Genomic DNA, 22173 nt, shown 5'->3' with positions numbered 1-22173 from the left:
TGCAATGAATAATAGAGTTTTAACACCGCTAACCCTTCTGTCCCTGGTTAGTCTAATTGCCTGCACGCCAACCCGCGTGGGCGACCAAGTGGCGCTCAGCAGCCCGGCAACCTGGCAACACGCGCCCAGCGCCCAAGCCTCCGAAGCGGTTGATCTAAAGACTTGGTGGCAAGGTTTCAATGATTCCTTGCTGAATGAATTGATAGACCAAGCCTTAACCGCCAACCACGATCTGAGAATCGCCGCCGCTCGCGTTCGCGAAGCCAACGCGATGGTGACCGTCGCCGAAGCGGCCTTGTATCCCAGTCTGGATTTCTCGCTCTCCGGCGGCCGGGAGAAACGCATCGACCGCATCGTCGGCGTGCCGAGCAAGCAAGGTATCAAATTGATTACACCTACCGCCGATGCGGTCAGCGGCGGCTTGGCGGCGCACTGGGAAATCGATTTGTTCGGTGGCCGGCATTTGGAAGCGGAAGCCGCCGCAGCCCAAGCCGAAGGCAGTCAGGAAGGCTTGCATGCGGCGAAAGTCGGTCTGTTAGCGCAAGTTGCGACCAACTATCTGGAGCTGCGCGGCGTGCAGCAACGCATCGGCATTCTGCAAAGCAATATCGCCTTGCAACGTGAACGGCTGAGGACTTTACAGGTATTTCTTAAAGCCGGACTGGCTAATGAGGCGGATGTCGCCCGCCAGCAAATGCTGTTGCAGGGCACCGAAGCGATGCTGCCGCAACTGACCAATGCTGGGCAAAAGCTCATCCATCGTTTAGGCGTGTTGCTGGGTGAGCCGCCGGAAAACCTGGAAAAGCGGCTGACCGTCGCCGGCCCTTTGCCGAAGCAAATGCCGACCATGCCCAGCCTTTTGCCGGCCGATCTATTGGCGCAACGGCCTGATTTGCGTTTCGCGCAAACCGAAGTCAGCGCCGCGGCGGCCAGCCTGGGTTCGGCGCGGGCCGATCTCTATCCGAAACTGGTGCTGTCGGCCAGCGGCGGCCTCGGCGCGATTGCGGTCGGCGGTTTTCCGAGTCTGGCCGAGAGTGTCTACGCGCTGGGCTCTGGCCTTTCGGCGCCGATCTTCAACGCCGGCCGCATCCGCGCCCATATCGCCGCCGCCGATGCCCGGCTGGACCAAGTCGCCACCAATTACGAGAAGACTTTTTTGCTGGCATTCGAGGACGTGGAAAACGCTTTCGTCGCCCATCGCTCCGCCACGGAGAGCTTGGGCCAATTGACCGCAGCGGAAGCCTCGGCGGAAAAGGCTTACCGACTGGTCGATGCCTTGTATCAGCATGGTGCGGGCGATTATCTGGCAGTACTGGACGCCCAACGCAGTAAACTGGCCGTCAGCGACGAGCGGGCCAAAGCCGAAACGGCGGTCGGCGTGGCGATGGTGTCGTTGTATCGGGCTTTCGGTGGCGGCTGGACGATGGATGCGTCGGTGAGCGCCTTCGAAAATACCTCTGCAAGGTGATTCGCGGCGAGTTGGCATCGGGTAGAGAGCCCTGAAAGCGCCGAAGACGATGAATGATCGAGTGACCTTGCCAAATAGAGGGGGACGTAAAAGGTAGGTTATGCTTCATGCTATGAAGCCCAACATTTTGATTTTGTTGGGTTACGCTACGCTAACCCAACCTACATTTTGACTTTTACGACAGCCTCAAATAGATGGGTTTGATAAGGTCAGGGGGCTAGCCGATTAGATGGTGTTCAATATCTCTTCGATCAGTTGCGGCCCTTTGTAAATCAAGCCGCTGTAAATCTGCACCAAGCTGGCGCCAGCGGCTAATTTCGCCTGGGCATCTTCACCACTCAAAATTCCGCCGGCGGCGATAATCGGCAGTTTGCCGTTCAATTCGGCCACCAAGCCTTTAACGACTCGCGTTGAACTTTCCCTGACCGGTGCGCCGCTCAAACCGCCGGTTTCGTCGGCGTGCTTATGGCCTTTAATGTGGTCGCGGGCGATGGTGGTGTTGGTGGCAATCACACCGTCAATCGCAAATTCCATTAGTAAGCCTGCAATATGGCTTATTTCATCGTCAGTTAAATCGGGGGCTATCTTCACGGCGATAGGCGTGTATTTACCCAGCGCGGTCTGCAGCTTTAATTGTTCTTCTTTCAGAGCGCTCAATAATTGTTTGATCTCGTCGCCTTGCTGCAATTGCCGCAAGTTCTTGGTGTTGGGCGAGGAAATGTTGATGGTGATATAGCTAGCCGCTGCATAGCTTTTTCTTAAGCCGATCAAATAGTCTTCGGTGGCGTTTTCCAAGGGGGTGTCGGCGTTCTTGCCGATATTGATACCCAATATTCCGCGATACTGGCATTTACCGACTTGTGCCAGCAAATGGTCGATGCCTAAATTGTTAAACCCCATCCGGTTGATGATGGCTTCATGTTCCGGGAGCCGAAACAACCGTGGTTTGGGGTTCCCCGGTTGCGGGCGCGGCGTGACCGTGCCGATTTCGATAAAGCCAAAGCCCAAATCGGCCAACGCGTCGATATAGTCGCCGTTCTTATCCAGACCGGCCGCCAGTCCGAGCGGATTTTTAAAATTCAAGCCCATTACCTCGACCGGCTTGCTGCTCGATTTCGCCCGGCTTAGCGTGGATAGGCCGGTTTGTTTCGCCAGTTTGAGCAAGTCTAGGGTGACATGATGGGCGGTCTCCGGGTCAAGCGAAAACAATAGCGGGCGCAGGTAGGGATATAAGTTCATGATGCGGTAGCAGGTTTTAACGAATAAGGAGAAGGATCCAGGTCGGTTGGCCGTTGCAGAATCAGATCGGCCAATAATTTGGCGGATGCCGGCCCCATGACCAGACCATTGCGGAAATGACCGGCATTGATGTAAAGATTTTCGATGTCCGGATGTCGGCCAATAAAAGGGATGCCCTGCGGGCTGCCGGGGCGCAGGCCGGCCCAATGGTGACTGACCGGGAACTGCTGCAGGTTTGGCAGCAGTTGCGTGGCGAACCGATAGAGTTGTTCGCGAGCCTGTTCCGTGGTGGTTTTGTCGAAACCGGCCTGTTCGACTGTGCTGCCTACCAGAATCTTGCCGTCGCGGCGGGGAATCAAATACTGGTCCCCGTCCAGAACCATATACTGCAGTGTGTCCGGCTTGGCGTCGAATAGCAGCATTTGGCCTCGAACCGGGCGGATGTTGATATCGACCGGCCAATCCGGCAGCAAATTGTTTAAAAATTCGCGAGTCCAGGCGCCAGTGCTGACGACCAGTTCGTTCACCGTAAAGCGACCGTGTCTGGTTTTTACGCCGGCGATGCGGCGATTGACGACGTCGATTTCCGCGATTTCGGTATCGCTGATGAATTGGGTGCCGAGTTGGGACAAATATGCGGATAGAGATTTCAGCAGGCGCGGATTGCGGGCCTGAGCGATACCCGGAAGCCATATCGGTTGCTCGAGTCGGGTTGTGAGCGCTGCGGTCAGTTCGGCGGAAGCTGTCTGGAATGCCACGTCGTAGTGACGGCACCAGCGTTCCGCCGCTTCAAAATCGGGATTCTTGCAAATCAGCATGCCGCACTCCCGCCATTCCGGGTCGATCCCGGTACTGGCTAGCAGTTCTGCACTTAACTGCGGATACAGTTTCAAGCTTTGTATTGCCAGCTCGGAAATGGCTTCAGCTTGCCGCCATGGATAAATCGGCAGCAAAATGCCGCCGCCTGCCCATGAGGATTCGGTGCCGGGGCCGGCTTTGTCTAGCAGGGTGGCTTCGCGTCCGGCTTTGCGAAATTCGCGGGCGGCAAGTTGGCCGCTAATACCGGCGCCGATGATCAAAATGTCCAGATGATGGGTCATGCAGATAAAGGGAATGTCGGACTAAAGATGCTTTTTTAAGGTATCACGAAGCTATTGCGCTAGATAGGTTTTAGGCATTGGTGGTAGCGGTGTGAAAAAACAAAAAAATGTTGTTTATTTTTGACATTATTTGATTCAGGATTACAAATGCTTCATATATTATTGATTTAAATCAATTTTTTTTGGTCAAAAAAATAAGCTTAAAACTTGTATGGCTGGTGTTTTGCTGCTATTATTGCCCACGTGAAGAAATCCTGTGTTGCTTTAAAGCTAATTCAGTCTTAACAATAACAACCCTTGGGGGGGAACAACAATGAGTTTTACTAAAACCAAATTAGCGCTGGGTGTTGCTGCAGCGACTTTGACAATGGCTGGAGCGATGGTTGCCCCGCAAGCCCAAGCAGCTGACAACAAAGCCGAGCGCGTTGCCGACGCCGCCGCCAGAAAAGCTGAAGCTCTGGAAGCGCAAATGCAACAAATGGCCGAGCAAATGCAAGCCATGCAAGCGGAATTGAGCCGTGTTAAGTCGTCTTCCACAAAAGACTCTACCGAAACCGCCAAAATTCAAGAACTGGATCAGTGGATGGCGTCTGTTAAAGCTGCCCCGGCCGCTTCCGGTGCCAAAGACAACTTGGTTGCGGTTCGTGGTGGTTGGACTCGCCTCGATCAATCCAGAAAGGCAGGTGCTAACCAGCCGGGAGCTATTCTCAGTGGCTCTGATTTGTTGTCTGATAATGGAAACGCAGACGGTTTCTACTTTGGTGGCGCTTTTGATTTCAACGTTAACAACGATTTGTTCGGTTTGATGGACGATACCTCGTTTGGCATCGAATTGGGTGTTGAATATTCTGAATTCGGTACTGGTCAGAATAATCTGACAGCTACATATCCTGCGGCTTTGGGTACAACTGGGATTGCTGTAAGTCCGGGAACTTCTACCGACAATCGTTTGCGTATCAATGCCTCTCCAAAAATTAAATTCATGCACGGCAGCAAATTGCGTCCTTGGATTATTCCGGTCGGTCTGGAGTTGAACATATTGGGTGTTCCTTCTCGTGCGGTTTCCGTTCTCAATTCAGGCATGCAGTTTGGCGGTGGTGTGGAATACGAATTGTTCAGAGGCATCGTTTTGGGTTCCGACGTTCGTTACCACTATTCGACCAGCAAAATCGACGGCACAGAGACCGACGGTTTCAGCGCTGGCGGTTCTGTAGGTTTCAAATTCTAAATCCACAAGCCGCTGGATTGTCCAAAAAGGGAAGGTTTCGCCTTCCCTTTTTTTATGCCGTAAAGGTTTTGTTATACTGCTCGGTCCCGGTGCGGGGTCGGTCGGTTGCGTAAGTTCTATCCTCAAAGGCAATGAAATCTCTTTATCCTGAAATTTCTCCATTTCATACCTTTTTTCTGGAAACCGGGAGCGACCATCGGGTCTATGTCGAGCAATCCGGCAACCCGGCCGGAATTCCGGCGATATTTTTGCACGGCGGTCCCTGTTCCGGAACCAAGCCGGACCATCGCCGTTTCTTTGATCCTCAGCGCTACCACATCATTCTGATGGACCAGCGCGGATGCGGTCTATCCGAGCCTTTCGGCGAGCTGGCGGGGAATACGACGCAAGATTTGCTGGTAGATATGGAGCGTATCCGCGCGCGTTTGGAAATTCGACAGTGGTTGTTGTTCGGTGGTTCTTGGGGAGGCGCCTTAGCTTTGCTCTACGCACAGCACTACCCTGAGAATGTGTTGGCCATGATTTTGCGTGGTGTGTTTTTGGCGCGGCGGGGTGATTTGGAATGGTTTCTCGGCGAATATGGCGTGAATCGGGTCTATCCGGAATTGTGGCAGGAGCTGCAGGAGAATTTGCCGGAGCTACCGGGCGGCTCAATGCTGGAGCGCTTCTGCGAGGCGGTGTTTAGTTCCGATCAGGAGCTTGCCAAGAGTGCGGCTAGGCTATGGCAGGCTTGGAGTGGTCAGGTGGCGCTTGGCGCTGATTATCAGGAGAGTTTGGAGGCCGTCAGCGAAAAGACGTTGCGGCAAGTCAAGATGGAATTACACTACGCCGTCCACGATTACTTTATCGCTGAAAATCAGATTTTGGCCAACTGCCCCAAATTGCGGGGAATTCCGACGATTGTAATCCATGGGCGTAACGATTTGACTTGCCCGATAGAGGCCGGGTGGCGGTTGTGCAAAGCATTGCCCCAGGCACGCTTCCAGGTGTTGCCTCATGCCGGCCATATTGCTCGCGGCGAGGAAATGATCGACGCGTTGGTTTCCGCCGCGGACGAGATGGCGATGGTTTTGGCTTGAGAATTGACGGCGGGAACATGGAACATAGAAAACGGATTGTCATCGGCATGACCGGCGCTACCGGAGCGATTTACGGTGTGCGGATGCTGGAAATTTTACGCGAACGCGGTGGCTGGGAAACTCATTTGGTGATCTCGTCCGCCGGTCTGGTCAACTTGAAATACGAGTTGGGCATGGATCGAGCCGAGCTTTACGGAATGGCCGACGTTACTCACGGCATCAATGATATTGCCTCTTGCATTGCCAGTGGCTCGTTCAAGACGGAAGGGGTGGTGATCGCGCCCTGTTCCATGAAGACCTTGGCCGCGGTGGCGCACGGTTTTGGCGATAACCTGATTTCCCGTGCCGCAGACGTGGCGCTGAAAGAGCGGCGCAAAACCGTGCTGGTGCCGCGGGAGACGCCCTTGAATTTGGCGCATATTCGCAATATGGCGGCCGTGACTGAAATGGGCGGGATTATTTTTCCGCCGATGCCGGCGTTCTATAACAAGAGCGATTCGTTACGTGCCATGGTTGACGAAGGTGTTGGGCGTATCCTGGAGATGTTCGGTGTCGATGCCTGCGGATTGTATAAACCTTGGGGTGGTCTTTCCGGCTGAAGCTTGCTTATCCCGCTATCGATTGGGGTTTTTCGCTTTGAAATAGCAGCTCTTCAATTGACAGGGTGCTACGTTCTGATTTAGAGTTGCCCCACTCGCTTAAACCGCCCACTGACAAAGGCTTGCGGCGCTCTCCATTCGGTGACGAATGAGAGATTCACGGAAGGGGTGGGTCTCAAAAACAATAACTGTAACTACAACAATCGGAGCACATTAATATGGCAAGACCATTAATTCAAATGGCGTTGGACTCACTGGATTTCGACCAAACCGTAGCATTGGCAGATAAAGTAGCGCCTTACGTCGACATTTTTGAAATCGGTACCCCTTGCATCAAATACAACGGTATTAACTTGGTTAAAGAATTGAGAAACCGTTACCCAGACAAATTGTTGTTGGTCGACCTGAAAACCATGGACGCCGGCGAATACGAAGCAGGCGCTTTCTACGCAGCCGGCGCAGATATCTGCACCGTATTGGGCGTATCCGGTTTGGCTACCATCGGTGGCGTAATCAAAGCGGCAAAAAAATATGCTGCGGAAGTACAAGTTGACCTGATCAACGTGCCAAGCAAATCCGAGTGCGCACGCGAATCAGCCAAACTGGGCGCGCAAATCATGGGCGTTCACACCGGTCTGGACGCGCAAGCGGCTGGCCAAACTCCGTTCGGCGACCTGAACGAAGTCGCTTCTTTGGGCTTGAACGTTCGCGTTTCTGTTGCCGGCGGTATCAAGCCTGCAACCATCGACCAAACCGTTAAAGCCGGCGCCAACATCATCGTTGTCGGTGCAGCTATCTACGGTGCGCCATGCCCAGCCACAGCGGCTAAAGAAATCCGCGAATTGGTAGACGCTGCAGCTGCATAAGCCAAATTTGGCAACGCCTAGTTTCTAGGAAATATCGAGGACGGGTGGTTCGCGCCACTCGTCCTTTTGTTTGTTATATCCCCAGTTTTTTAGTGCGGTCCCGATAAGGGGCCGCTAGCACCGTATAAGATTCAATTTAGGAGACCAACATGCCTTCGCGTCGAGACTTAGCGAACGCCATCCGCGCACTTAGCATGGACGCGGTACAAAAAGCCAATTCAGGACACCCTGGAGCCCCGATGGGGATGGCCGATATCGCCGAAGTACTGTGGAACGATTTTCTGAACCACAACCCCAATAACCCGAAATGGGCCAACCGCGACCGCTTCGTGCTGTCCAACGGTCACGGCTCCATGCTGATTTACTCGTTGTTGCACCTGTCGGGCTACAACCTGCCGATCGACGAACTGAAACAGTTCCGTCAACTGCATTCCAAAACCCCGGGCCACCCTGAATACGGCTACACCGACGGCGTCGAAACCACCACCGGCCCGCTGGGCCAAGGCATCACTAATGCCGTCGGTTTCGCCATCGCCGAACGCGCCCTGGCCGGCCAATTCAACCGCCCCGGTCATGACATCGTCGACCACCACACCTACGTATTCCTGGGTGACGGCTGCCTGATGGAAGGCATCTCCCACGAAGCCTGCTCGCTGGCCGGCTCCATGAAACTGGGCAAACTGATCGCCATCTACGACGACAACAACATCTCCATCGACGGCGAAGTCCGCGGTCACGGCGACGTCACCGGCTGGTTCCTGGACAACACCCCGGCCCGCTTCGAAGCCTACGGCTGGCACGTCATCCCCAAAGTCGACGGCCACGACCCGGACGCAGTGAAAAAAGCCATCGAAGAAGCCAAAAAAGTCAGCGACAAACCGTCCATCATCTGCTGCCAAACCATCATCGGCTTCGGCTCGCCGAACAAACAAGGTAAAGAAGAATGCCATGGTGCTGCGCTGGGTGAAGCCGAAGTGGCCGCCACCCGCGAACAACTGGGCTGGCCGCACGCCCCGTTCGAAATTCCGGCCGACATCTACGCCGGATGGGACGCCAAAGCCAAAGGCGACCGTTTGGAAAGCGCCTGGAACGCCAAATTCGCCGCCTACCAAGCCGCGCACCCGGAACTGGCTGCCGAATTCGAACGCCGCATGGCCGGTAAATTACCAGCCGACTGGAGCGAAAAAGCCAACGCCTTCATCGCCGACGTCAACGCCAAAGCCGAAACCATCGCCAGCCGCAAAGCCTCGCAAAACACCCTGAACGGCTTCGGCCCGTTGCTGCCGGAACTGCTGGGCGGCTCCGCCGACCTGGCCGGCTCCAACCTGACCCTGTGGAAAGGCTGCAAAGACATCAACGCCCCCGGCCACGACGGCAACTACGCCTACTACGGCGTGCGCGAATTCGGCATGAGCGCCATCATGAACGGCATCACCCTGCATGGCGGCTTCAAAGCCTACGGCGCCACCTTCCTGATGTTCAGCGAATACGCCCGTAACGCCCTGCGCATGGCCGCCCTGATGAAAGCGCCGACCATCTTCGTCTACACCCACGACTCCATCGGCCTGGGCGAAGACGGTCCGACCCACCAACCGATCGAACAAACCGCCACCTTGCGCATGATTCCGAACATGCACGTCTGGCGTCCGTGCGACGCGGTCGAATCGGCGATTTGCTGGAAAGCGGCGATCGAACGCCAAGACGGCCCGAGCACCCTGATCTTCTCACGGCAAAACCTGCCACACATGGCCCGTAGCCAAGCCCAGATCGACGCGATTGCTAAAGGCGGTTATATCCTGAAAGACAGCAACGGCACCCCGGATGCGATCATCATCGCCACCGGCTCCGAAGTCGAACTGGCCGTCAAAGCTGCCGAAGCGCTGGCCGCGAAAGGCAAAAACATCCGCGTGGTGTCCATGCCGTCGACCAACGTGTTCGAAGCCCAGGACCAGGCCTACAAAGACAGCGTATTGCCAGCGAGCGTGACCAAACGCGTCGTGGTCGAAGCGGGCGTGACCGACAGCTGGTGGAAATATGCCGGCAGCCAAGGCCGCGTGGTGGGCATGGACCGTTTCGGCGAATCGGCCCCGGCCGGCCAGCTCTTCAAAGAGTTCGGCTTCACCGTGGACAATGTCGTCGCTAACGTCGAAGCAGTGCTTTAAACTACTAGGCCGTATGCACCCCTTGCCGGCTTGCCGGCAAGGGGATATTTGAATAGTAAGGTAAGGTGGAGAATATGAAAGACACTAAACTAGCCGCTGTCGCTTTTGTTGTATCGCTGTTCGCCGCGCCGTCCGTAGGGGCTGTTGATTACCCGGCGGCGGATTTTCAGCCGAAAGTTGTTTATCGCGATTCTTCTGTTGCCGAAGTGGCGCCTGCTGCGGCCAACTCTGCCGCCGCCGCGAGTAGCGCGGCTCCATGCGTTAACCAGACACAGCAATCCGAGGTCGATCCGAAATTTCCGGCTGCCAATTTTCAGCCTAAGATCGTCTACAGCGGTACGGGGTCGTAGCGTTAACAACGGTTTTATGGCACTCTGTTAGTAGTGGTCCGCCGCAGTTGGTGTGTAGGTCGCAACATATAAAAATTATTACATTCAGGAGTATTCTCAAATGACAACAAGCAGTTTGATGAATAGCTTATTCGGCTTTTTATTCGACAAACCTACTGACGACGGTAGCTGGCTGGATGCTGATTCAAGCGTCAGCGATGCGCAACTGACCGGTGTTGCCCGTTATTTGCAAAAACTCGAACCGCCAAAGCCGGAAGTGGACGGAAATGGTGAGCCATTGACAGGAGTGGCCAAGTATTTGGCTATGCAACGGCAAGCTGAACAGGCAGCACAGACGGTCGTCGAGGCAACTGAGATCGAGGCGGTGGTTGAAGAGGTTGAAGAAATCGAAGAAGTGGCCGCGGAGATCGAGATTGAACCCGTGGCTGTCGCTGTACCAACTGGCGTCGAGAAGTATCTTAGCCAGCAGGCCGATAATCCGGTGACTCGGGTTACCAAGTACTTGATCAAAGAATCGATTCAAGCCAAGTCCGCGCCTGTTACCGGTGTATCCAAATATGTCACCAAGCATGATCGCGAAGAGCCAGGGGTGACGGGGGTTGCCAAATATGTGATCCGCCAGAATATGGCGCAGCAACCGGCAGTGACCGGAGTTGCCAAGTATGTGCTCAAAAAAGACCTTGCGGCTAAAGATGCGCCGTCGGCAACTTCAGTGAGCAAGTATCTGGCTAAGCAAACCTTGGTAAACAAGGATGCGCCGGTTGTCACCGGGGTTGAAAAATACTTGGTGCGCCAGGAACGTCTGTTGAAAGAACAGGAGCCAGTAACCGGCGTGGCCAAGTTTCTGGCCGAGCAGGCGCTGGCAGCGAAAAAGGCTGCGGCAGCCGCGCTGGTGGCCCGTTACGTTGAGGCCGAAGCGAAATTACAAGCCGAGAAGGCGGAGGCTCTGATGAACCAATCGCAACAAGAAGAGTTGATTGCCGACCGTGAAGTGATTATCGAGGGCTCGGCCGTCGATCGCTATCTGGCGCGGCAGGCCGCGGCCCAGGAGAATGCGCCGAAGCCGACCGGAGTGGCAAAATATTTGGCGAAACAAGTGCAGTTGCAAAGCCAGGCGGAGCCTCTTACCGGAGTGGCGCGTTACTTGGTAAAACAAGCAATTGCGGCGAAACAAATGCCAACACCTACGGGGGTGGCTAAATATGTCGCTAAACAACGCCTGACGGTCAATCCGGTGCAACCGCTCAGTTCGGTAGCCAAATACGTGGCAAAACATCACGCGGAGGAAAAGGCGGCCGGTGAGGTCACGGGGGTTGCCAAATACATGGCCAAGCAAGACGTCAGGCAGGTGGAATCTGTCGGTCTTTCCGGCGTAGCCAAATACGTGGCGAAACAAGCGTTGAGTGATAGTGACACCGGCTTTGCCCGGACTACCGGCGTCGAAAAATATTTGCGCAAGCAAGCCTAAGTCTTGCGAGACGGCAAACCGGCATCTCCAGTGAGTTGCCGGTTTTTTTGTGCCCGCGGTCTTTTCGGTCGGTAGCAGGCGGTTGCCGATACAGCAGGCGAAAACTGTATTATTATGACCTACCGTAATTAGCCTCAGAGATTCCGATGCGCCTTTTAATTCGCTGCGTACCGTTTGTTTTCGCTCCCTTCGTCGCAGCGTGGGGGGCGCCGGATGAGCCGGCGCCGGTGCCTGAGCCGCCCGATTTGCCGGCGCCGGTGCAATCGGGCGAGGAAATGGAACCGGACATCACCATTATTCGCAAAGGTAAAGATACGATTCAGGAGTTCCGGCGTAACGGTAAACTGTACATGGTTAAGATTCAGCCCCAGGTCGGGCCGCCTTACTATATGCTCGATACCAACGGCGACGGTGAAATGGATGTGAAGAAGAACGACTTGGACGACAACACCAACATCAATAAATGGACCTTGTTCGAGTGGGATTGGCCTTGATGATCCCGGCGCCCTTCACCAGATAGTCAGTTGGGCGCCGAGTGTTGTTAATCCGAAACTTTGAGTAGCCAGCCTTCTTCGGCGCTGCATTTTTCGAATTTCGCTTTCAAACTGACCGATACCCGGACGGTGGTATTTTTGATGTCAGCGGGCAATTTGCCTTTCACCAGATAAAACGTGTCTTTATCTTCCACCGTTATCGGAACGGCTTGTTGCTTAATGCTAACGTGGATGTGGCCTGGGCCGTTGCTACCCGACGCGGCAAACGAAAATTCTGAGCCCGGCGCGACGCTGGCCAGGTGTTCCGGTTTGATGCGGCTGACTTTGGCTCGGATACAGCCTGATTCGCTGGCATTGCCGCCATGGCCTATGTGGCCGGTCGATTGGCTCAAGCTCGGTTGGCTGAAACCGAGAGCCAAGATTGCCATCAGAATTTTTGAAATTTGCATGGTTCCCCCTTGATTTGATAGTAATTATTGCCAAGCGCCCTCGATTATAGGCTTCGGGATGGTAACTTAGAAGTGGAGGGAGTCATTGGCTGTCCCGGCGACGAGATTGATGTTTCTATGCAAATTGATTACATTGAAATTTGCTGTTTACGATCGGTTTTCATAACAATAAAACGATGAGGATGGAGGGGGCATGTATTTTTTAGCGAAGCTGTTCGGAATCTTAACCTTGGTTTGGTTTTACCTGACGGCAAAAAACCAAAATGCGCCGTTGCTTAACTGGTCGATCATTGGCTTGGTGGGGTATTGGTTGACTTGGTGGCTGGCCAAATTTTTCGTGCTGGAGCCCCTGTCTAAATTGGTTGCCAAACATTCGGTGATGGAAATGGTCTTGACCCAAGTGCCGGTAGCTTGTGCCGTAGTGGCGTGCATCTTGATTCGTAAGAGGTTAATAGCCAGTATTTCGGCAAATTAGAACGCTTGGATGCCTAACGTAGTGCTTGTCACCGGCGCGGCCCGGCGCATCGGCGCAGCTTGCGCCCGTATGTTGCATGCTGCGGGATATAACGTAGTTTTACACTTTAAAAGTTCGGAGTCCGACGCGATAGCGCTGTGCGAGGCATTAAATAATCTGCGTTACGCTTCGGCGGTATCGGTCAAAGCCGATTTGCAGAGTGTAACTGACGTCGAACGGTTGGCAACGGTGGCTGCGTCAACCTGGGGCGGGCTGGATGCGTTGGTGAACAGCGCTTCTGTGTTTTACCCGCAGCCGGTAGGTAAGGTGGTCGAACAGGATTGGGAGCAAGTCTTTGACACTAACCTGAAAGCGCCATTCTTTTTGTCGCAGGCGTTGTTGCCTACGCTCAGAGCAAGGCGAGGCTGTATCGTGAATATCGCCGATATTCACGCCGAAACCGGCTTGCCTGGCTTTCCTGTCTATAGTATTGCCAAAGCCGGGTTGTTGGCGATGACGCGTTGTCTGGCCAAAGACATGGCACCTGAAGTCAGGGTCAATGCTGTTTCGCCTGGAGCTATTTTGTGGCCGGAACACGGTGGCAGTGAAGCAGAGCGTGCGGCGATCTTGAGTAAAATTGCGTTGGGCCGCCAGGGAGAGGCTGACGACATAGCCAAGGCGGTTAAGTTTTTGATTCAAGACGCCGGGTATATTACCGGTCAAACCATCAACGTTGACGGTGGGCGGAGTTTATACCGTTAGCGGAAATCAGTCCGGCTGAAGGCTTTTGATCCATGGGCCGGTTTCAAGCCTGAGAATTCACTGTCAATTTTTTTTGTTTGACGTCTTTTTTATCGAATTGGTGCCATAGCTCGGCATAGCTTTTTTGGGTATTGGGATGGGTCAAGTTAGGTGCGATTTCGGCCAGCGGTTCCAATACGAACGCATATTTTTCGATTTCATCCCTTGGTATTTGCAGGCGACCGTCGTTGATGATTTCATCGCCGTACAGGATCAAGTCCAAGTCCAGCGTTCTGGCGGAAAACTTTTGGCTGTCCCTGCTGCGGCCGTGGTCAAGTTCCACCTGCCTAAGTAATTTGGCGACGCTTTTGGCCGGCAGATCGGACTGAAACCCAATCACAAGGTTGTAAAAGCTGTCGCCGACGAAGCCGACCGGTTCGCTTTCGTAGATGCTGGATACCGTTAGTTCGCCGAATAATTCGCGCAGTGCGTTTAGGCTCGACGGAATATGGGTTTCCTTGTCGATGTTACTGCCGATGCTGATGTATCCGGTGGGCATGGGCTATTTTTGGCCGCGTTCGATGATAATGCCGACATCTCGAGCTCGACTGATGGCGCCTTTTTTGTTCAAGGTGATTTTTACCCAAGGAATTTGGAATTCGCCCAGCAGAATATTGGCTATTTCTTCGATCAGGGTTTCCACCAGGTAGAATTCGCTGCGTTCCACGAATTCCACTACCCGATCAGAGACGGTTTTATAGTCGAGGGCGTGGGCGATATCGTCGCTGGCTGCCGCTTTGCGGATGTCGAAGCCCATTTCGATGTCCAAGATAACTTTTTGCTTGATTTTCCGTTCCCACTCGTAAATTCCTATCACGGTGTCTATTTCGAGGCCGCCTAAAAAGATGATGTCCATCGTTGCTTTCCGGTTATTATATTTCGTAACAAAATCGCCGCAGTATCGAGTAAATGGCTGCGCTGTACAAGTATTGATATGAGGTTGTTTGAATGATGGAGTGGTTGTTGGTGCCGTTGGCCTATTTGGCCGGTTCGGTGTCGAGTGCGATTATTGTCTGTAAAATGATGGGCTTGGCCGATCCGCGAGAAAACGGTTCCGGCAATCCCGGGGCTACCAATGTGATGCGCATCGGCGGAAAAAAAGCTGCGGCGATTACGCTGGTCGGCGATGCGCTAAAAGGTTTGTTGCCGGTGTTGGTTGCCAAAGCATTGGCGGTCGATAGCTTGGTATTGTCCGCGGTGGTGTTTGCCGCTTTCATCGGTCATTTGTATCCGGTATTTTTTCAATTTAAAGGCGGCAAGGGTGTCGCGACTTCGTTGGGTGTGACGTTGGGAGTGGCTTGGCTGCTGGGTGTGGCTGTCGCCGGAACTTGGTTTATCGTCTATAAGTTGGGCAAAATCTCGTCGTTATCTGCACTGGTGGCCGCGACGTTGGCTCCGATCTACACCTGGCTGATCGTCGGTGATGCGTATTTGACGGCCACGTTTACTTTAATATCCCTGATTTTGCTTTGGCGCCACAAAAGCAATATCCAGCGGCTTTTGGCTGGTCAGGAGTCCTGATCACAACTGCCGCAGCTGTTCCATCGGCCAGCGCGGCCGGGCAAAGATTTCCAAGTTTTGCGTTTGTCCGGCCATCAAGCGTTGGGCGCCGGCATAAGCGATCATGGCGCCGTTGTCGGTGCAGAAGTCCGGGCGCGGGAAATAGATCCGGGTATTCGCGCTGTCGGCCATAGCTGAAAGTTGGTGGCGAATTTCGCGGTTGGCGCTGACGCCGCCGGCAACAACCAGGGTTTTCAGGCCGGTGATTTGAAGTGCGCGCCGGCATTTTATGGTCAAAGTCTCGGCAACGGCCTGCTGAAAGGCAAAAGCGATGTCGGCTTTGTCTTGCGGCGATTGGCCGGTTTCGTGCAATGCGTTTAGGGTAAAGGTCTTTAGGCCGCTGAAGCTGAAGTCCAGGCCTGGGCGATCGGTCATTGGACGTGGAAATTTGAAGCGGGACAGGCCTTGTTCGGCTAGTTTTGCCAATCTGGGGCCGCCGGGGTAGTCGAGCTCCAGCATCTTGGCGGTTTTGTCGAAGGCTTCGCCGGCGGCGTCGTCCAGCGATTCGCCCAGTAATCGGTAATGACCGATACCGGTAACTTCGATCAGCATCGTGTGGCCGCCGGATATAAGCAGGGCGACAAACGGGAATGCTGGCGGATTGTCCTCCAGCATGGGCGCCAACAAATGGCCTTCCATGTGGTGGACGGCGATGGCCGGTACCTGCCAGGTCCAAGCCAAACTTCTGGCTGTGGCGGCGCCGACTAGTAGCGAACCCATTAAGCCGGGACCGGCCGTGTAAGCGATGCCGCCGATATCCGTGGCTTGCAGTGAGGCGTCGGCCAGTACGGCTCTGATCAACGGTACTAGTTTGCGGATATGGTCGCGCGAAGCCAGTTCCGGTACTACGCCGCCGTACTCGGCATGGGTGGCAACTTGGCTGAATAGGGTATGGGCAATCAAGCCTCGATTGGCGTGGTAAACCGCGACCGCCGTTTCGTCGCAAGAGGTTTCTAGGCCGAGAACAAACATTAGTTTTTGGAATAAAAGATATTTATGAGTATAATCGGCCGTTTTCGGTGGGCAAGGTTCGCCGATTGCTTGAAAAGATACTAACACAATTCGGATTATTGCTAATGCCATCAGTTAAAGTTAAAGAAAACGAACATTTCGACATCGCGATTCGCCGCTTTAAACGTGCCTGCGAGAAGGCTGGCGTCTTGGCGGAAGTGCGCCGCCGTGAGTTTTACGAAAAACCGACTACCGAGCGTAAGCGCAAGGGTGCGGCGGCGGTAAAGCGCCACCTGAAAAAATTGGCTCGCGAACGCTATGCGCTGAAAAATTTGCGCCGCGGTCGTCCGCAGGTTTAAGGCTGTTAGATGGATGTGTTGAAGGAACGTATCAAGGAAGATATGAAAGCTGCGATGAAAAGCGGCGACAAGGCTCGGCTCGGTGTGATTCGTATGATCTTGGCTGCGATTAAGCAAGTTGAGGTTGATGAAAGGATCGAGTTGAGCGACGATCGAATCATTTCAGTACTCGACAAAATGCTCAAGCAGCGCCGGGAATCGATCAAACAGTTCCGTGATGCGGAACGCCATGATCTAGCCGATATTGAGGAGGCTGAAGTGCTGGTAATACAGGACTTTCTGCCGCAGCAGTTTACCGATGCCGAAATAGATGCCATGGTTGTCGAGGCGGTCACTCAGGTTGGTGCAACTTCGGTGAAAGAGATGGGCAGCGTCATGGCTTTGTTGAAGCCGAAAATGCAAGGCAAGGCCGATATGGCGGTCGTTAGTGCTCGAATCAAGGCGCGTTTTATAGCCTAATGTCCTGTCGGTAATATGTCCGGCAGAATACCTCGCCAGTTTATCGATGATCTGTTGGTGCGGGTCGATATTGTTGATTTAATCGACTCGCGCGTCCCCTTAAAAAAGTCAGGTGCCAATTACGTTGCGCGCTGCCCTTTTCATACCGAGAAAACTCCTAGTTTTTCCGTAAATCGCGCGAGACAGATTTATCACTGCTTCGGTTGTGGTGCTAGCGGTAATGCCATCGGATTTTTGATGGAGTTCAATCATTTGGGCTTCGTTGAGGCGGTCGAGGATTTAGCGAATTTTGCCGGAGTGGATGTGCCGCGGGAGGCGGGCGGCGGTTTTAGCGTGCCGGTGTCTGATAAGCAGGGGTTGGTAAGGCTCTACGATGTATTGGCGGACGTTGCCAGGTTTTACGCTGAGCAATTGCGATCCAGTCCGGAGGGGCGGCGGGCGCAAGAATATTTGAATAAGCGTGGTGTCGGCGGCGAGATAGCTGAGGAATTTCTGCTCGGTTATGCGCCGGACCGTTGGGATGGGGTGCTGACACGATTCAGTCGCGCTGAGTTGAGCGAAGCTGGGCTGCTGGTAGTCAGAGATGATGGAAAGATCTACGACCGGTTTCGCGGGCGGTTGATGTTTCCGATTCGTGACAAACGTAAGCGTGTTATTGGATTTGGGGCTCGAGTCCTGGATGATTCTCTGCCCAAATATCTGAATTCACCGGAAACTCCGGTTTTTTCCAAAGGTAAAGAGCTTTACGGGTTATGCGAGCTATTGCAGCGCAATTCCAAGCCGACTCGGATTTTGGTGGTCGAGGGATATATGGATGTTATCGCTTTGGCTCAATTCGGCATCGCTTATGCCGTGGCTGCGCTCGGAACGGCGACGTCAAAGAGTCAGATCGATTTGCTGTTTCGCTTCACCTCCGAATTGGTGTTTTGCTTCGATGGCGACAATGCCGGGAGGCAAGCGGCGTGGAAGGCGGTAGACGCGTCTTTGCCCTGTTTGCGCGACGGCCGGCAGATCAAAATCATGTTGTTGCCGCAAGGGCAAGACCCCGATTCTTTGTTGCGGTCGGACGGAGTAGAAAGTTTTTTGGAACGAATCGGCTCTGCGCAGGTCTTGTCGGATTACTTTTTTGCAAATATTGGGTCGGGTGCCGATAGGGCGACTGTTGAAGGTAGGGCGCAGGTGTTGGCTGCCGCCAAGCCGGCGCTGGATAAAGTCCCTTCTGGTTTTTTTCGGGAAATGATGTTTGCACGGTTGCAGGCTTTGGTGGCGATGCCCGGAGTCATCGACCTTGGCGAAAAGCGGTCTACACTTAAGGGTGGGCGTGGCGATGCGTCAGCGGTCAAGGACTCGGTCAGGCTATCGCTTCCGCGTAAAGTTATCGCACTGTTGGTGCAGCATCCTGGGCTCGCTATTTTGGTCGAACGGCAGGGTGTCGAGCTTGAAGAGTTGGATTTTTCTGGTATCGCCGTGCTCAAGGATGTGTTGCGGGTTATTGCACTTGAAAAGCCGGAAAACAGCGCCATCTTGTTGGAAGCTTTCCGCGGGTCGGCTCAGGAAAAGACGGTAAAGGCGTTGGCGGCGCTGGAGTTGGGGGTGCCGGCTGGGGGCGAAGAGGCCGAATTCAGTGGGGCGTTACAGCAGCTTTGCCGGCAAACCAGGGAGCAAATGCTGAATCGCCTGATAGACAAGGAGGGTCGTGAAGGTCTGGCGCCTGATGAGAGAGAGTTGTTGAGAGAATTGTTGAAAGAAAAGCTTTAGGGATCTGAGCTGATGTGATGTTTTAAAGGGCAACAGCGCGGGTCTCTTGTTTTGACGGTGGCCGGTGCGAACAATGGCTTTTAGGTGACCGGATCGGGGTTTATCGTTATAATTTCCTGTTCTGCGGCGCTTGGTGCTGAAAACGTATTGTGAGTAAAGAATGAATCAAGAACAACAGCAATCCCAATTAAAACAACTGATAGCGAAAGGCAAGGCGCAGGGTTATTTGACTTATGCCGAGGTTAACGACCACCTGCCTAGCGATATCATCGATCCCGAGCAAATCGACGATATTATCGGGATGATCAACGACATGGGGATTCAGGTTTATGAGGTTGCGCCCGACGACGACGATTCCCTGATTACCTCCGATGCAGTTGTGACCGCCGACGACGACGAAGAGGTTGCGGAAGTCGCGGCCTTGGCGTCGGTCGACAGCGAGTTCGGTCGAACCACTGATCCGGTGCGGCTCTACATGCGCGAAATGGGGTCTGTAGAGTTATTAACCCGTGAAGAAGAATTAAAAATTGCCAAGCGTATCGAAGAAGGGCAGCGGCAGGTTGTCGGGGCGATTGCTCGTTCCGGTTTTATCGTCGAATCGTTTATCGAGGCTTTCGATTCGGTGAAAGATGACGACTCCGGTGTTCGCCTCAACGATTTGGTGATGGGCTTTGTCGACTTGACGGAAGTTGAAGATATCGACGTCAGCGGCATTGAAATGGAAGCGCCGGCCGAAGAGACAGAAGAAGAGTCTAAGACTATCGACTACGAAGAAGTGAAACTGAAGGTCGATGCTCTACGTAAGGCGTTGAAAGCGGCGTTCGCGTCAGTGAAAAAGCATGGTTACGGACACGATAAGTCCGAAAAAGCGTTTGATGCCATGGATGAGATATTCTGCGAGTTCAAGTGGACTCCGCAATATCTGAAAAAAATGGTATCCGTTTCCGAAGAGTTGATGGCCGCTATTCGTGAAGAAGAGCGAGTCATTTTGGATATTTGTGTCAAGAAAGCGAAGCTGCCGCGCAAAGACTTTATCAATGCGTTTACCGCAAATGAGACTAATCTCGAATGGTTGAATCAGTTTGTCAACAGCCACGCGGCATACGCCGGAACGCTTGCCGAGAATGCAGAGGCGATTAAGGCAGCTCAACAAAGATTGGCGGAACTTGAGGCGCGTTACGGGTTGAGCATTGCGGTTCTGAAAAGTATTTGCCGGAACATTTCGTTGGGCGAAGCCAAGGCTCGGCGAGCCAAAAAAGAAATGATCGAAGCCAACTTGCGTTTGGTGATTTCGATAGCGAAGAAATATACGAACCGCGGATTGCAGTTTCTGGATTTGATTCAAGAAGGCAACATCGGTTTGATGAAGGCTGTCGACAAATTTGAGTACCGGCGCGGTTACAAATTTTCGACCTATGCTACGTGGTGGATACGTCAGGCTATAACCCGGTCGATAGCGGATCAGGCTCGCACCATCCGGATTCCTGTGCACATGATTGAGACTATCAATAAGCTGAATCGGGTGTCGCGGCAGATTCTGCAGGAACTTGGCCGGGAGGCAACGCCGGAAGAGTTGGCCGAACGAATGGAAATGCCTGAAGACAAGATTCGTAAAGTGCTGAAAATTGCTAAAGAGCCAATATCGATGGAAACACCGATTGGCGACGACGAAGATTCGCATCTTGGCGATTTTATTGAAGATTCGAAGATGCTATCCCCTGTCGAATCTGCTACAATCGCCGGCCTTCGCGAATCAACGCAGAACGTTTTGGCGGGCTTGACTGCCCGGGAAGCCAAGGTTCTGCGGATGCGTTTTGGCATCAACATGAACACCGACCACACGCTGGAAGAGGTTGGCAAGCAGTTTGACGTTACCCGGGAACGGATTCGCCAGATCGAGGCCAAGGCTTTACGTAAGTTGCGGCATCCGTCGCGCTCCGAGCAATTGAGATGTTTTCTGGACGGTGAGTAAGGCGTTGTAGCGTCGTAGATGCACCGACAATTTCGGGCCCTTAGCTCAGTTGGTCAGAGCTTCCGACTCATAATCGGCAGGTCGTAGGTTCAAGTCCTACAGGGCCCACCATGATACCAGGCCGTTTAAGCGGCCTTTTTTTATACGCGCAAGTTTTATTTTGACGAGGGTGTTAACCGTGAATAAAAACTACCTTTTTACCTCAGAATCTGTATCGGAAGGCCATCCGGATAAAGTAGCGGACCAGATTTCCGACGCCGTGGTCGATGCCTTGTTGGCTCAGGACCCTCGTTCGCGGGTGGCTTGCGAAACTTTGGTTAAAACCGGCATGGTCGTATTGGCCGGTGAAATTACCACCAACGCCTGGGTCGATACCGAAGAGTTGGTTAGAAAGGTAGTTTGCGAAATCGGTTACGATTCCGGTGATATCGGTTTCGATGGCAATAGCTGCGCGGTGTTAAACGCAATTGGCAAACAATCTGCTGACATCGCCATGGGCGTGGATGAATCCGAAAACCACGAACAAGGCGCCGGCGACCAAGGCCTAATGTTTGGTTATGCCAGTAACGAAACTGACGTGTTGATGCCAGCGCCGATTACCTACGCTCACCGCTTGGTTGAACGGCAAGCACAGATTCGCAAAAACAAAACCCTGCCTTGGTTGCGCCCTGACGCCAAAAGCCAGGTGACTTTCCGTTACGAAAACAACAAGCCGGTAGCGATTGATGCAGTGGTATTGTCTACTCAGCACTCGCCGGAAATCGGCGGCAAACAGCTCGAAGAAGCGGTGATGGATGAAATCATCCTGCCGACGCTGCCGAAAGAATGGCTGCATAAAGACACCAAGTATTTCATCAATCCAACCGGCCAGTTCATCATCGGCGGTCCGGTCGGTGACTGCGGATTGACCGGTCGTAAAATTATCGTCGATACCTACGGCGGTATGGCTCGTCACGGCGGTGGCGCCTTCTCCGGTAAAGATCCATCCAAAGTCGACCGTTCGGCAGCCTATATGGGACGCTATGTGGCCAAGAACATCGTGGCCGCCGGCCTGGCCGAACGTTGCGAGATCCAGGTGTCTTACGCCATCGGCGTTGCCGAGCCCACCTCGATCAGCATCGAAACTTTCGGTACCGGCAAAATCGACGAAGAACGTTTGGTCAAAATCGTCCGCGAACACTTCGATTTACGTCCAAAAGGCTTGATCGCTCAACTCGGCTTGTTGAAACCGATTTACCGCCCGACCGCGGCCTACGGCCACTTTGGCCGCAACGAAGCGACCTTCAGCTGGGAAAAAACCGACAAAGCCGAGGCTTTGAAAGACGCGGCTGGCATCTAAATTCAGGATCAGGAAACT

General features: G+C 53.6%; 23 protein-coding genes and 1 tRNA gene. 18 read left to right on the top strand and 6 right to left on the bottom strand.

The features are described 5' to 3' along the window. Positions 1 to 4 precede the first annotated feature (4 nt). Positions 5 to 1468: a TolC family protein gene (locus PL263_RS11840; protein ID WP_278209576.1), complete on the top strand. Its 1464-nt coding sequence runs from the start codon at positions 5 to 7 to the stop codon at positions 1466 to 1468. A gap of 225 nt (positions 1469 to 1693) precedes the next feature. On the opposite strand, the gene PL263_RS11835 is transcribed toward PL263_RS11840, so the two are convergent. Together PL263_RS11835 and thiO are read right to left on the bottom strand one after the other, a co-directional pair. Further along, a complete protein-coding gene (locus PL263_RS11835; protein WP_278209575.1) occupies positions 1694 to 2707 on the bottom strand; it encodes a quinone-dependent dihydroorotate dehydrogenase in 1014 nt (337 codons plus the stop codon). Next, positions 2704 to 3807: a glycine oxidase ThiO gene (gene thiO / locus PL263_RS11830; RefSeq protein WP_278209574.1), complete on the bottom strand. Its 1104-nt coding sequence runs from the start codon at positions 3805 to 3807 to the stop codon at positions 2704 to 2706. Before thiO ends, PL263_RS11835 begins: the two co-directional genes overlap by 4 nt. Before the next feature lie 313 nt (positions 3808 to 4120). On the opposite strand from thiO, the gene PL263_RS11825 reads away from it, so the two are divergent. The 8 genes from PL263_RS11825 (at position 4121) to PL263_RS11790 (ending at position 12053) form a co-directional block, all read left to right on the top strand. Then, positions 4121 to 5035, top strand: a complete 915-nt coding sequence (locus PL263_RS11825; RefSeq protein WP_140913662.1) for a porin family protein — start codon at positions 4121 to 4123, stop codon at positions 5033 to 5035. Positions 5036 to 5166: 131 nt separating this feature from the next. Then, positions 5167 to 6114: a prolyl aminopeptidase gene (pip, locus tag PL263_RS11820; protein ID WP_278209573.1), complete on the top strand. Its 948-nt coding sequence runs from the start codon at positions 5167 to 5169 to the stop codon at positions 6112 to 6114. 17 nt (positions 6115 to 6131) lie between these two features. Further along, positions 6132 to 6713 (top strand): UbiX family flavin prenyltransferase, encoded by a 582-nt coding sequence (locus tag PL263_RS11815; protein ID WP_278209572.1) that lies wholly within the window; start codon positions 6132 to 6134, stop codon positions 6711 to 6713. Between the two features lie 218 nt (positions 6714 to 6931). Beyond that, positions 6932 to 7579: a 3-hexulose-6-phosphate synthase gene (gene hxlA / locus PL263_RS11810; RefSeq protein ID WP_140913665.1), complete on the top strand. Its 648-nt coding sequence runs from the start codon at positions 6932 to 6934 to the stop codon at positions 7577 to 7579. A gap of 149 nt (positions 7580 to 7728) precedes the next feature. Further along, entirely contained in the window at positions 7729 to 9741 is a 2013-nt protein-coding gene (gene tkt / locus PL263_RS11805; RefSeq protein ID WP_278209571.1) for a transketolase, read from the top strand. Positions 9742 to 9815: 74 nt separating this feature from the next. Further along, positions 9816 to 10091 (top strand): hypothetical protein, encoded by a 276-nt coding sequence (locus tag PL263_RS11800; RefSeq protein ID WP_278209570.1) that lies wholly within the window; start codon positions 9816 to 9818, stop codon positions 10089 to 10091. Between the two features lie 226 nt (positions 10092 to 10317). Beyond that, positions 10318 to 11559 carry a hypothetical protein gene (locus PL263_RS11795; protein ID WP_278209569.1) on the top strand — a complete coding sequence of 414 codons (1242 nt, stop codon included), beginning with the start codon at positions 10318 to 10320 and terminating at the stop codon, positions 11557 to 11559. 146 nt (positions 11560 to 11705) lie between these two features. Then, positions 11706 to 12053 carry a DUF2782 domain-containing protein gene (locus tag PL263_RS11790; protein ID WP_278209568.1) on the top strand — a complete coding sequence of 116 codons (348 nt, stop codon included), beginning with the start codon at positions 11706 to 11708 and terminating at the stop codon, positions 12051 to 12053. A gap of 47 nt (positions 12054 to 12100) precedes the next feature. Here the strand turns inward: PL263_RS11790 and PL263_RS11785 are convergent, their stop codons facing one another. Further along, positions 12101 to 12502, bottom strand: a complete 402-nt coding sequence (locus PL263_RS11785) for a hypothetical protein (RefSeq protein WP_278209567.1) — start codon at positions 12500 to 12502, stop codon at positions 12101 to 12103. Positions 12503 to 12695: 193 nt separating this feature from the next. Between PL263_RS11785 and PL263_RS11780 the strand changes: the two genes are divergently transcribed. Further along, positions 12696 to 12977, top strand: coding sequence for a hypothetical protein (locus PL263_RS11780; protein WP_140910913.1), 282 nt, complete (start codon positions 12696 to 12698; stop codon positions 12975 to 12977). A gap of 9 nt (positions 12978 to 12986) precedes the next feature. Then, positions 12987 to 13718 (top strand): pteridine reductase, encoded by a 732-nt coding sequence (locus PL263_RS11775; protein WP_278209566.1) that lies wholly within the window; start codon positions 12987 to 12989, stop codon positions 13716 to 13718. Positions 13719 to 13761: 43 nt separating this feature from the next. Here the strand turns inward: PL263_RS11775 and folK are convergent, their stop codons facing one another. Further along, positions 13762 to 14256 carry a 2-amino-4-hydroxy-6-hydroxymethyldihydropteridine diphosphokinase gene (gene folK, locus PL263_RS11770; RefSeq protein ID WP_278209565.1) on the bottom strand — a complete coding sequence of 165 codons (495 nt, stop codon included), beginning with the start codon at positions 14254 to 14256 and terminating at the stop codon, positions 13762 to 13764. Between the two features lie 3 nt (positions 14257 to 14259). Then, complete coding sequence (gene folB, locus PL263_RS11765; RefSeq protein ID WP_278209564.1) at positions 14260 to 14613, bottom strand: dihydroneopterin aldolase; 354 nt, start codon at positions 14611 to 14613, stop codon at positions 14260 to 14262. 92 nt (positions 14614 to 14705) lie between these two features. On the opposite strand from folB, the gene plsY reads away from it, so the two are divergent. Beyond that, entirely contained in the window at positions 14706 to 15278 is a 573-nt protein-coding gene (plsY, locus tag PL263_RS11760) for a glycerol-3-phosphate 1-O-acyltransferase PlsY (protein ID WP_140910909.1), read from the top strand. Here plsY and tsaD read toward each other — a convergent pair whose 3' ends face one another. After that, positions 15279 to 16289 carry a tRNA (adenosine(37)-N6)-threonylcarbamoyltransferase complex transferase subunit TsaD gene (tsaD, locus tag PL263_RS11755; protein WP_278209563.1) on the bottom strand — a complete coding sequence of 337 codons (1011 nt, stop codon included), beginning with the start codon at positions 16287 to 16289 and terminating at the stop codon, positions 15279 to 15281. Positions 16290 to 16393: 104 nt separating this feature from the next. Between tsaD and rpsU the strand changes: the two genes are divergently transcribed. The 6 genes from rpsU to metK all read left to right on the top strand — a co-directional run bounded on the left by rpsU (position 16394) and on the right by metK (position 22155). Further along, positions 16394 to 16627: a 30S ribosomal protein S21 gene (rpsU, locus tag PL263_RS11750; protein ID WP_054760073.1), complete on the top strand. Its 234-nt coding sequence runs from the start codon at positions 16394 to 16396 to the stop codon at positions 16625 to 16627. Between the two features lie 9 nt (positions 16628 to 16636). Then, a complete protein-coding gene (locus tag PL263_RS11745; RefSeq protein ID WP_140910907.1) occupies positions 16637 to 17086 on the top strand; it encodes a GatB/YqeY domain-containing protein in 450 nt (149 codons plus the stop codon). Positions 17087 to 17101: 15 nt separating this feature from the next. After that, positions 17102 to 18844 (top strand): DNA primase, encoded by a 1743-nt coding sequence (dnaG, locus tag PL263_RS11740; RefSeq protein ID WP_278209562.1) that lies wholly within the window; start codon positions 17102 to 17104, stop codon positions 18842 to 18844. A gap of 160 nt (positions 18845 to 19004) precedes the next feature. After that, on the top strand, positions 19005 to 20816 hold the full coding sequence (gene rpoD, locus PL263_RS11735; protein ID WP_140910905.1) for an RNA polymerase sigma factor RpoD: 1812 nt from the start codon (positions 19005 to 19007) through the stop codon (positions 20814 to 20816). Between the two features lie 34 nt (positions 20817 to 20850). Next, a tRNA-Ile gene (locus PL263_RS11730) sits at positions 20851 to 20927 on the top strand. 67 nt (positions 20928 to 20994) lie between these two features. Then, positions 20995 to 22155 carry a methionine adenosyltransferase gene (gene metK, locus PL263_RS11725; RefSeq protein ID WP_140910904.1) on the top strand — a complete coding sequence of 387 codons (1161 nt, stop codon included), beginning with the start codon at positions 20995 to 20997 and terminating at the stop codon, positions 22153 to 22155. Positions 22156 to 22173: the final 18 nt, after the last annotated feature.

The sequence above is a fragment of the Methylomonas sp. EFPC3 genome (assembly GCF_029643245.1).
Lineage (GTDB): Bacteria > Pseudomonadota > Gammaproteobacteria > Methylococcales > Methylomonadaceae > Methylomonas > Methylomonas koyamae_B.
This window is presented reverse-complemented; position numbering and strand designations above follow the sequence as displayed.

Bases quoted from the DNA above. Each gene is read 5' to 3' on its own strand.
- PL263_RS11840 (WP_278209576.1), top strand. From the start codon at position 5: ATGAATAATAGAGTTTTAACACCGCTAACCCTTCTGTCCCTGGTTAGT.
- PL263_RS11835 (WP_278209575.1), bottom strand. From the start codon at position 2,707: ATGAACTTATATCCCTACCTGCGCCCGCTATTGTTTTCGCTTGACCCG.
- thiO (WP_278209574.1), bottom strand. From the start codon at position 3,807: ATGACCCATCATCTGGACATTTTGATCATCGGCGCCGGTATTAGCGGC.
- PL263_RS11825 (WP_140913662.1), top strand. From the start codon at position 4,121: ATGAGTTTTACTAAAACCAAATTAGCGCTGGGTGTTGCTGCAGCGACT.
- pip (WP_278209573.1), top strand. From the start codon at position 5,167: ATGAAATCTCTTTATCCTGAAATTTCTCCATTTCATACCTTTTTTCTG.
- PL263_RS11815 (WP_278209572.1), top strand. From the start codon at position 6,132: ATGGAACATAGAAAACGGATTGTCATCGGCATGACCGGCGCTACCGGA.
- hxlA (WP_140913665.1), top strand. From the start codon at position 6,932: ATGGCAAGACCATTAATTCAAATGGCGTTGGACTCACTGGATTTCGAC.
- tkt (WP_278209571.1), top strand. From the start codon at position 7,729: ATGCCTTCGCGTCGAGACTTAGCGAACGCCATCCGCGCACTTAGCATG.
- PL263_RS11800 (WP_278209570.1), top strand. From the start codon at position 9,816: ATGAAAGACACTAAACTAGCCGCTGTCGCTTTTGTTGTATCGCTGTTC.
- PL263_RS11790 (WP_278209568.1), top strand. From the start codon at position 11,706: ATGCGCCTTTTAATTCGCTGCGTACCGTTTGTTTTCGCTCCCTTCGTC.
- PL263_RS11785 (WP_278209567.1), bottom strand. From the start codon at position 12,502: ATGCAAATTTCAAAAATTCTGATGGCAATCTTGGCTCTCGGTTTCAGC.
- PL263_RS11780 (WP_140910913.1), top strand. From the start codon at position 12,696: ATGTATTTTTTAGCGAAGCTGTTCGGAATCTTAACCTTGGTTTGGTTT.
- PL263_RS11775 (WP_278209566.1), top strand. From the start codon at position 12,987: ATGCCTAACGTAGTGCTTGTCACCGGCGCGGCCCGGCGCATCGGCGCA.
- folK (WP_278209565.1), bottom strand. From the start codon at position 14,256: ATGCCCACCGGATACATCAGCATCGGCAGTAACATCGACAAGGAAACC.
- folB (WP_278209564.1), bottom strand. From the start codon at position 14,613: ATGGACATCATCTTTTTAGGCGGCCTCGAAATAGACACCGTGATAGGA.
- plsY (WP_140910909.1), top strand. From the start codon at position 14,706: ATGATGGAGTGGTTGTTGGTGCCGTTGGCCTATTTGGCCGGTTCGGTG.
- tsaD (WP_278209563.1), bottom strand. From the start codon at position 16,289: ATGTTTGTTCTCGGCCTAGAAACCTCTTGCGACGAAACGGCGGTCGCG.
- rpsU (WP_054760073.1), top strand. From the start codon at position 16,394: ATGCCATCAGTTAAAGTTAAAGAAAACGAACATTTCGACATCGCGATT.
- PL263_RS11745 (WP_140910907.1), top strand. From the start codon at position 16,637: ATGGATGTGTTGAAGGAACGTATCAAGGAAGATATGAAAGCTGCGATG.
- dnaG (WP_278209562.1), top strand. From the start codon at position 17,102: ATGTCCGGCAGAATACCTCGCCAGTTTATCGATGATCTGTTGGTGCGG.
- rpoD (WP_140910905.1), top strand. From the start codon at position 19,005: ATGAATCAAGAACAACAGCAATCCCAATTAAAACAACTGATAGCGAAA.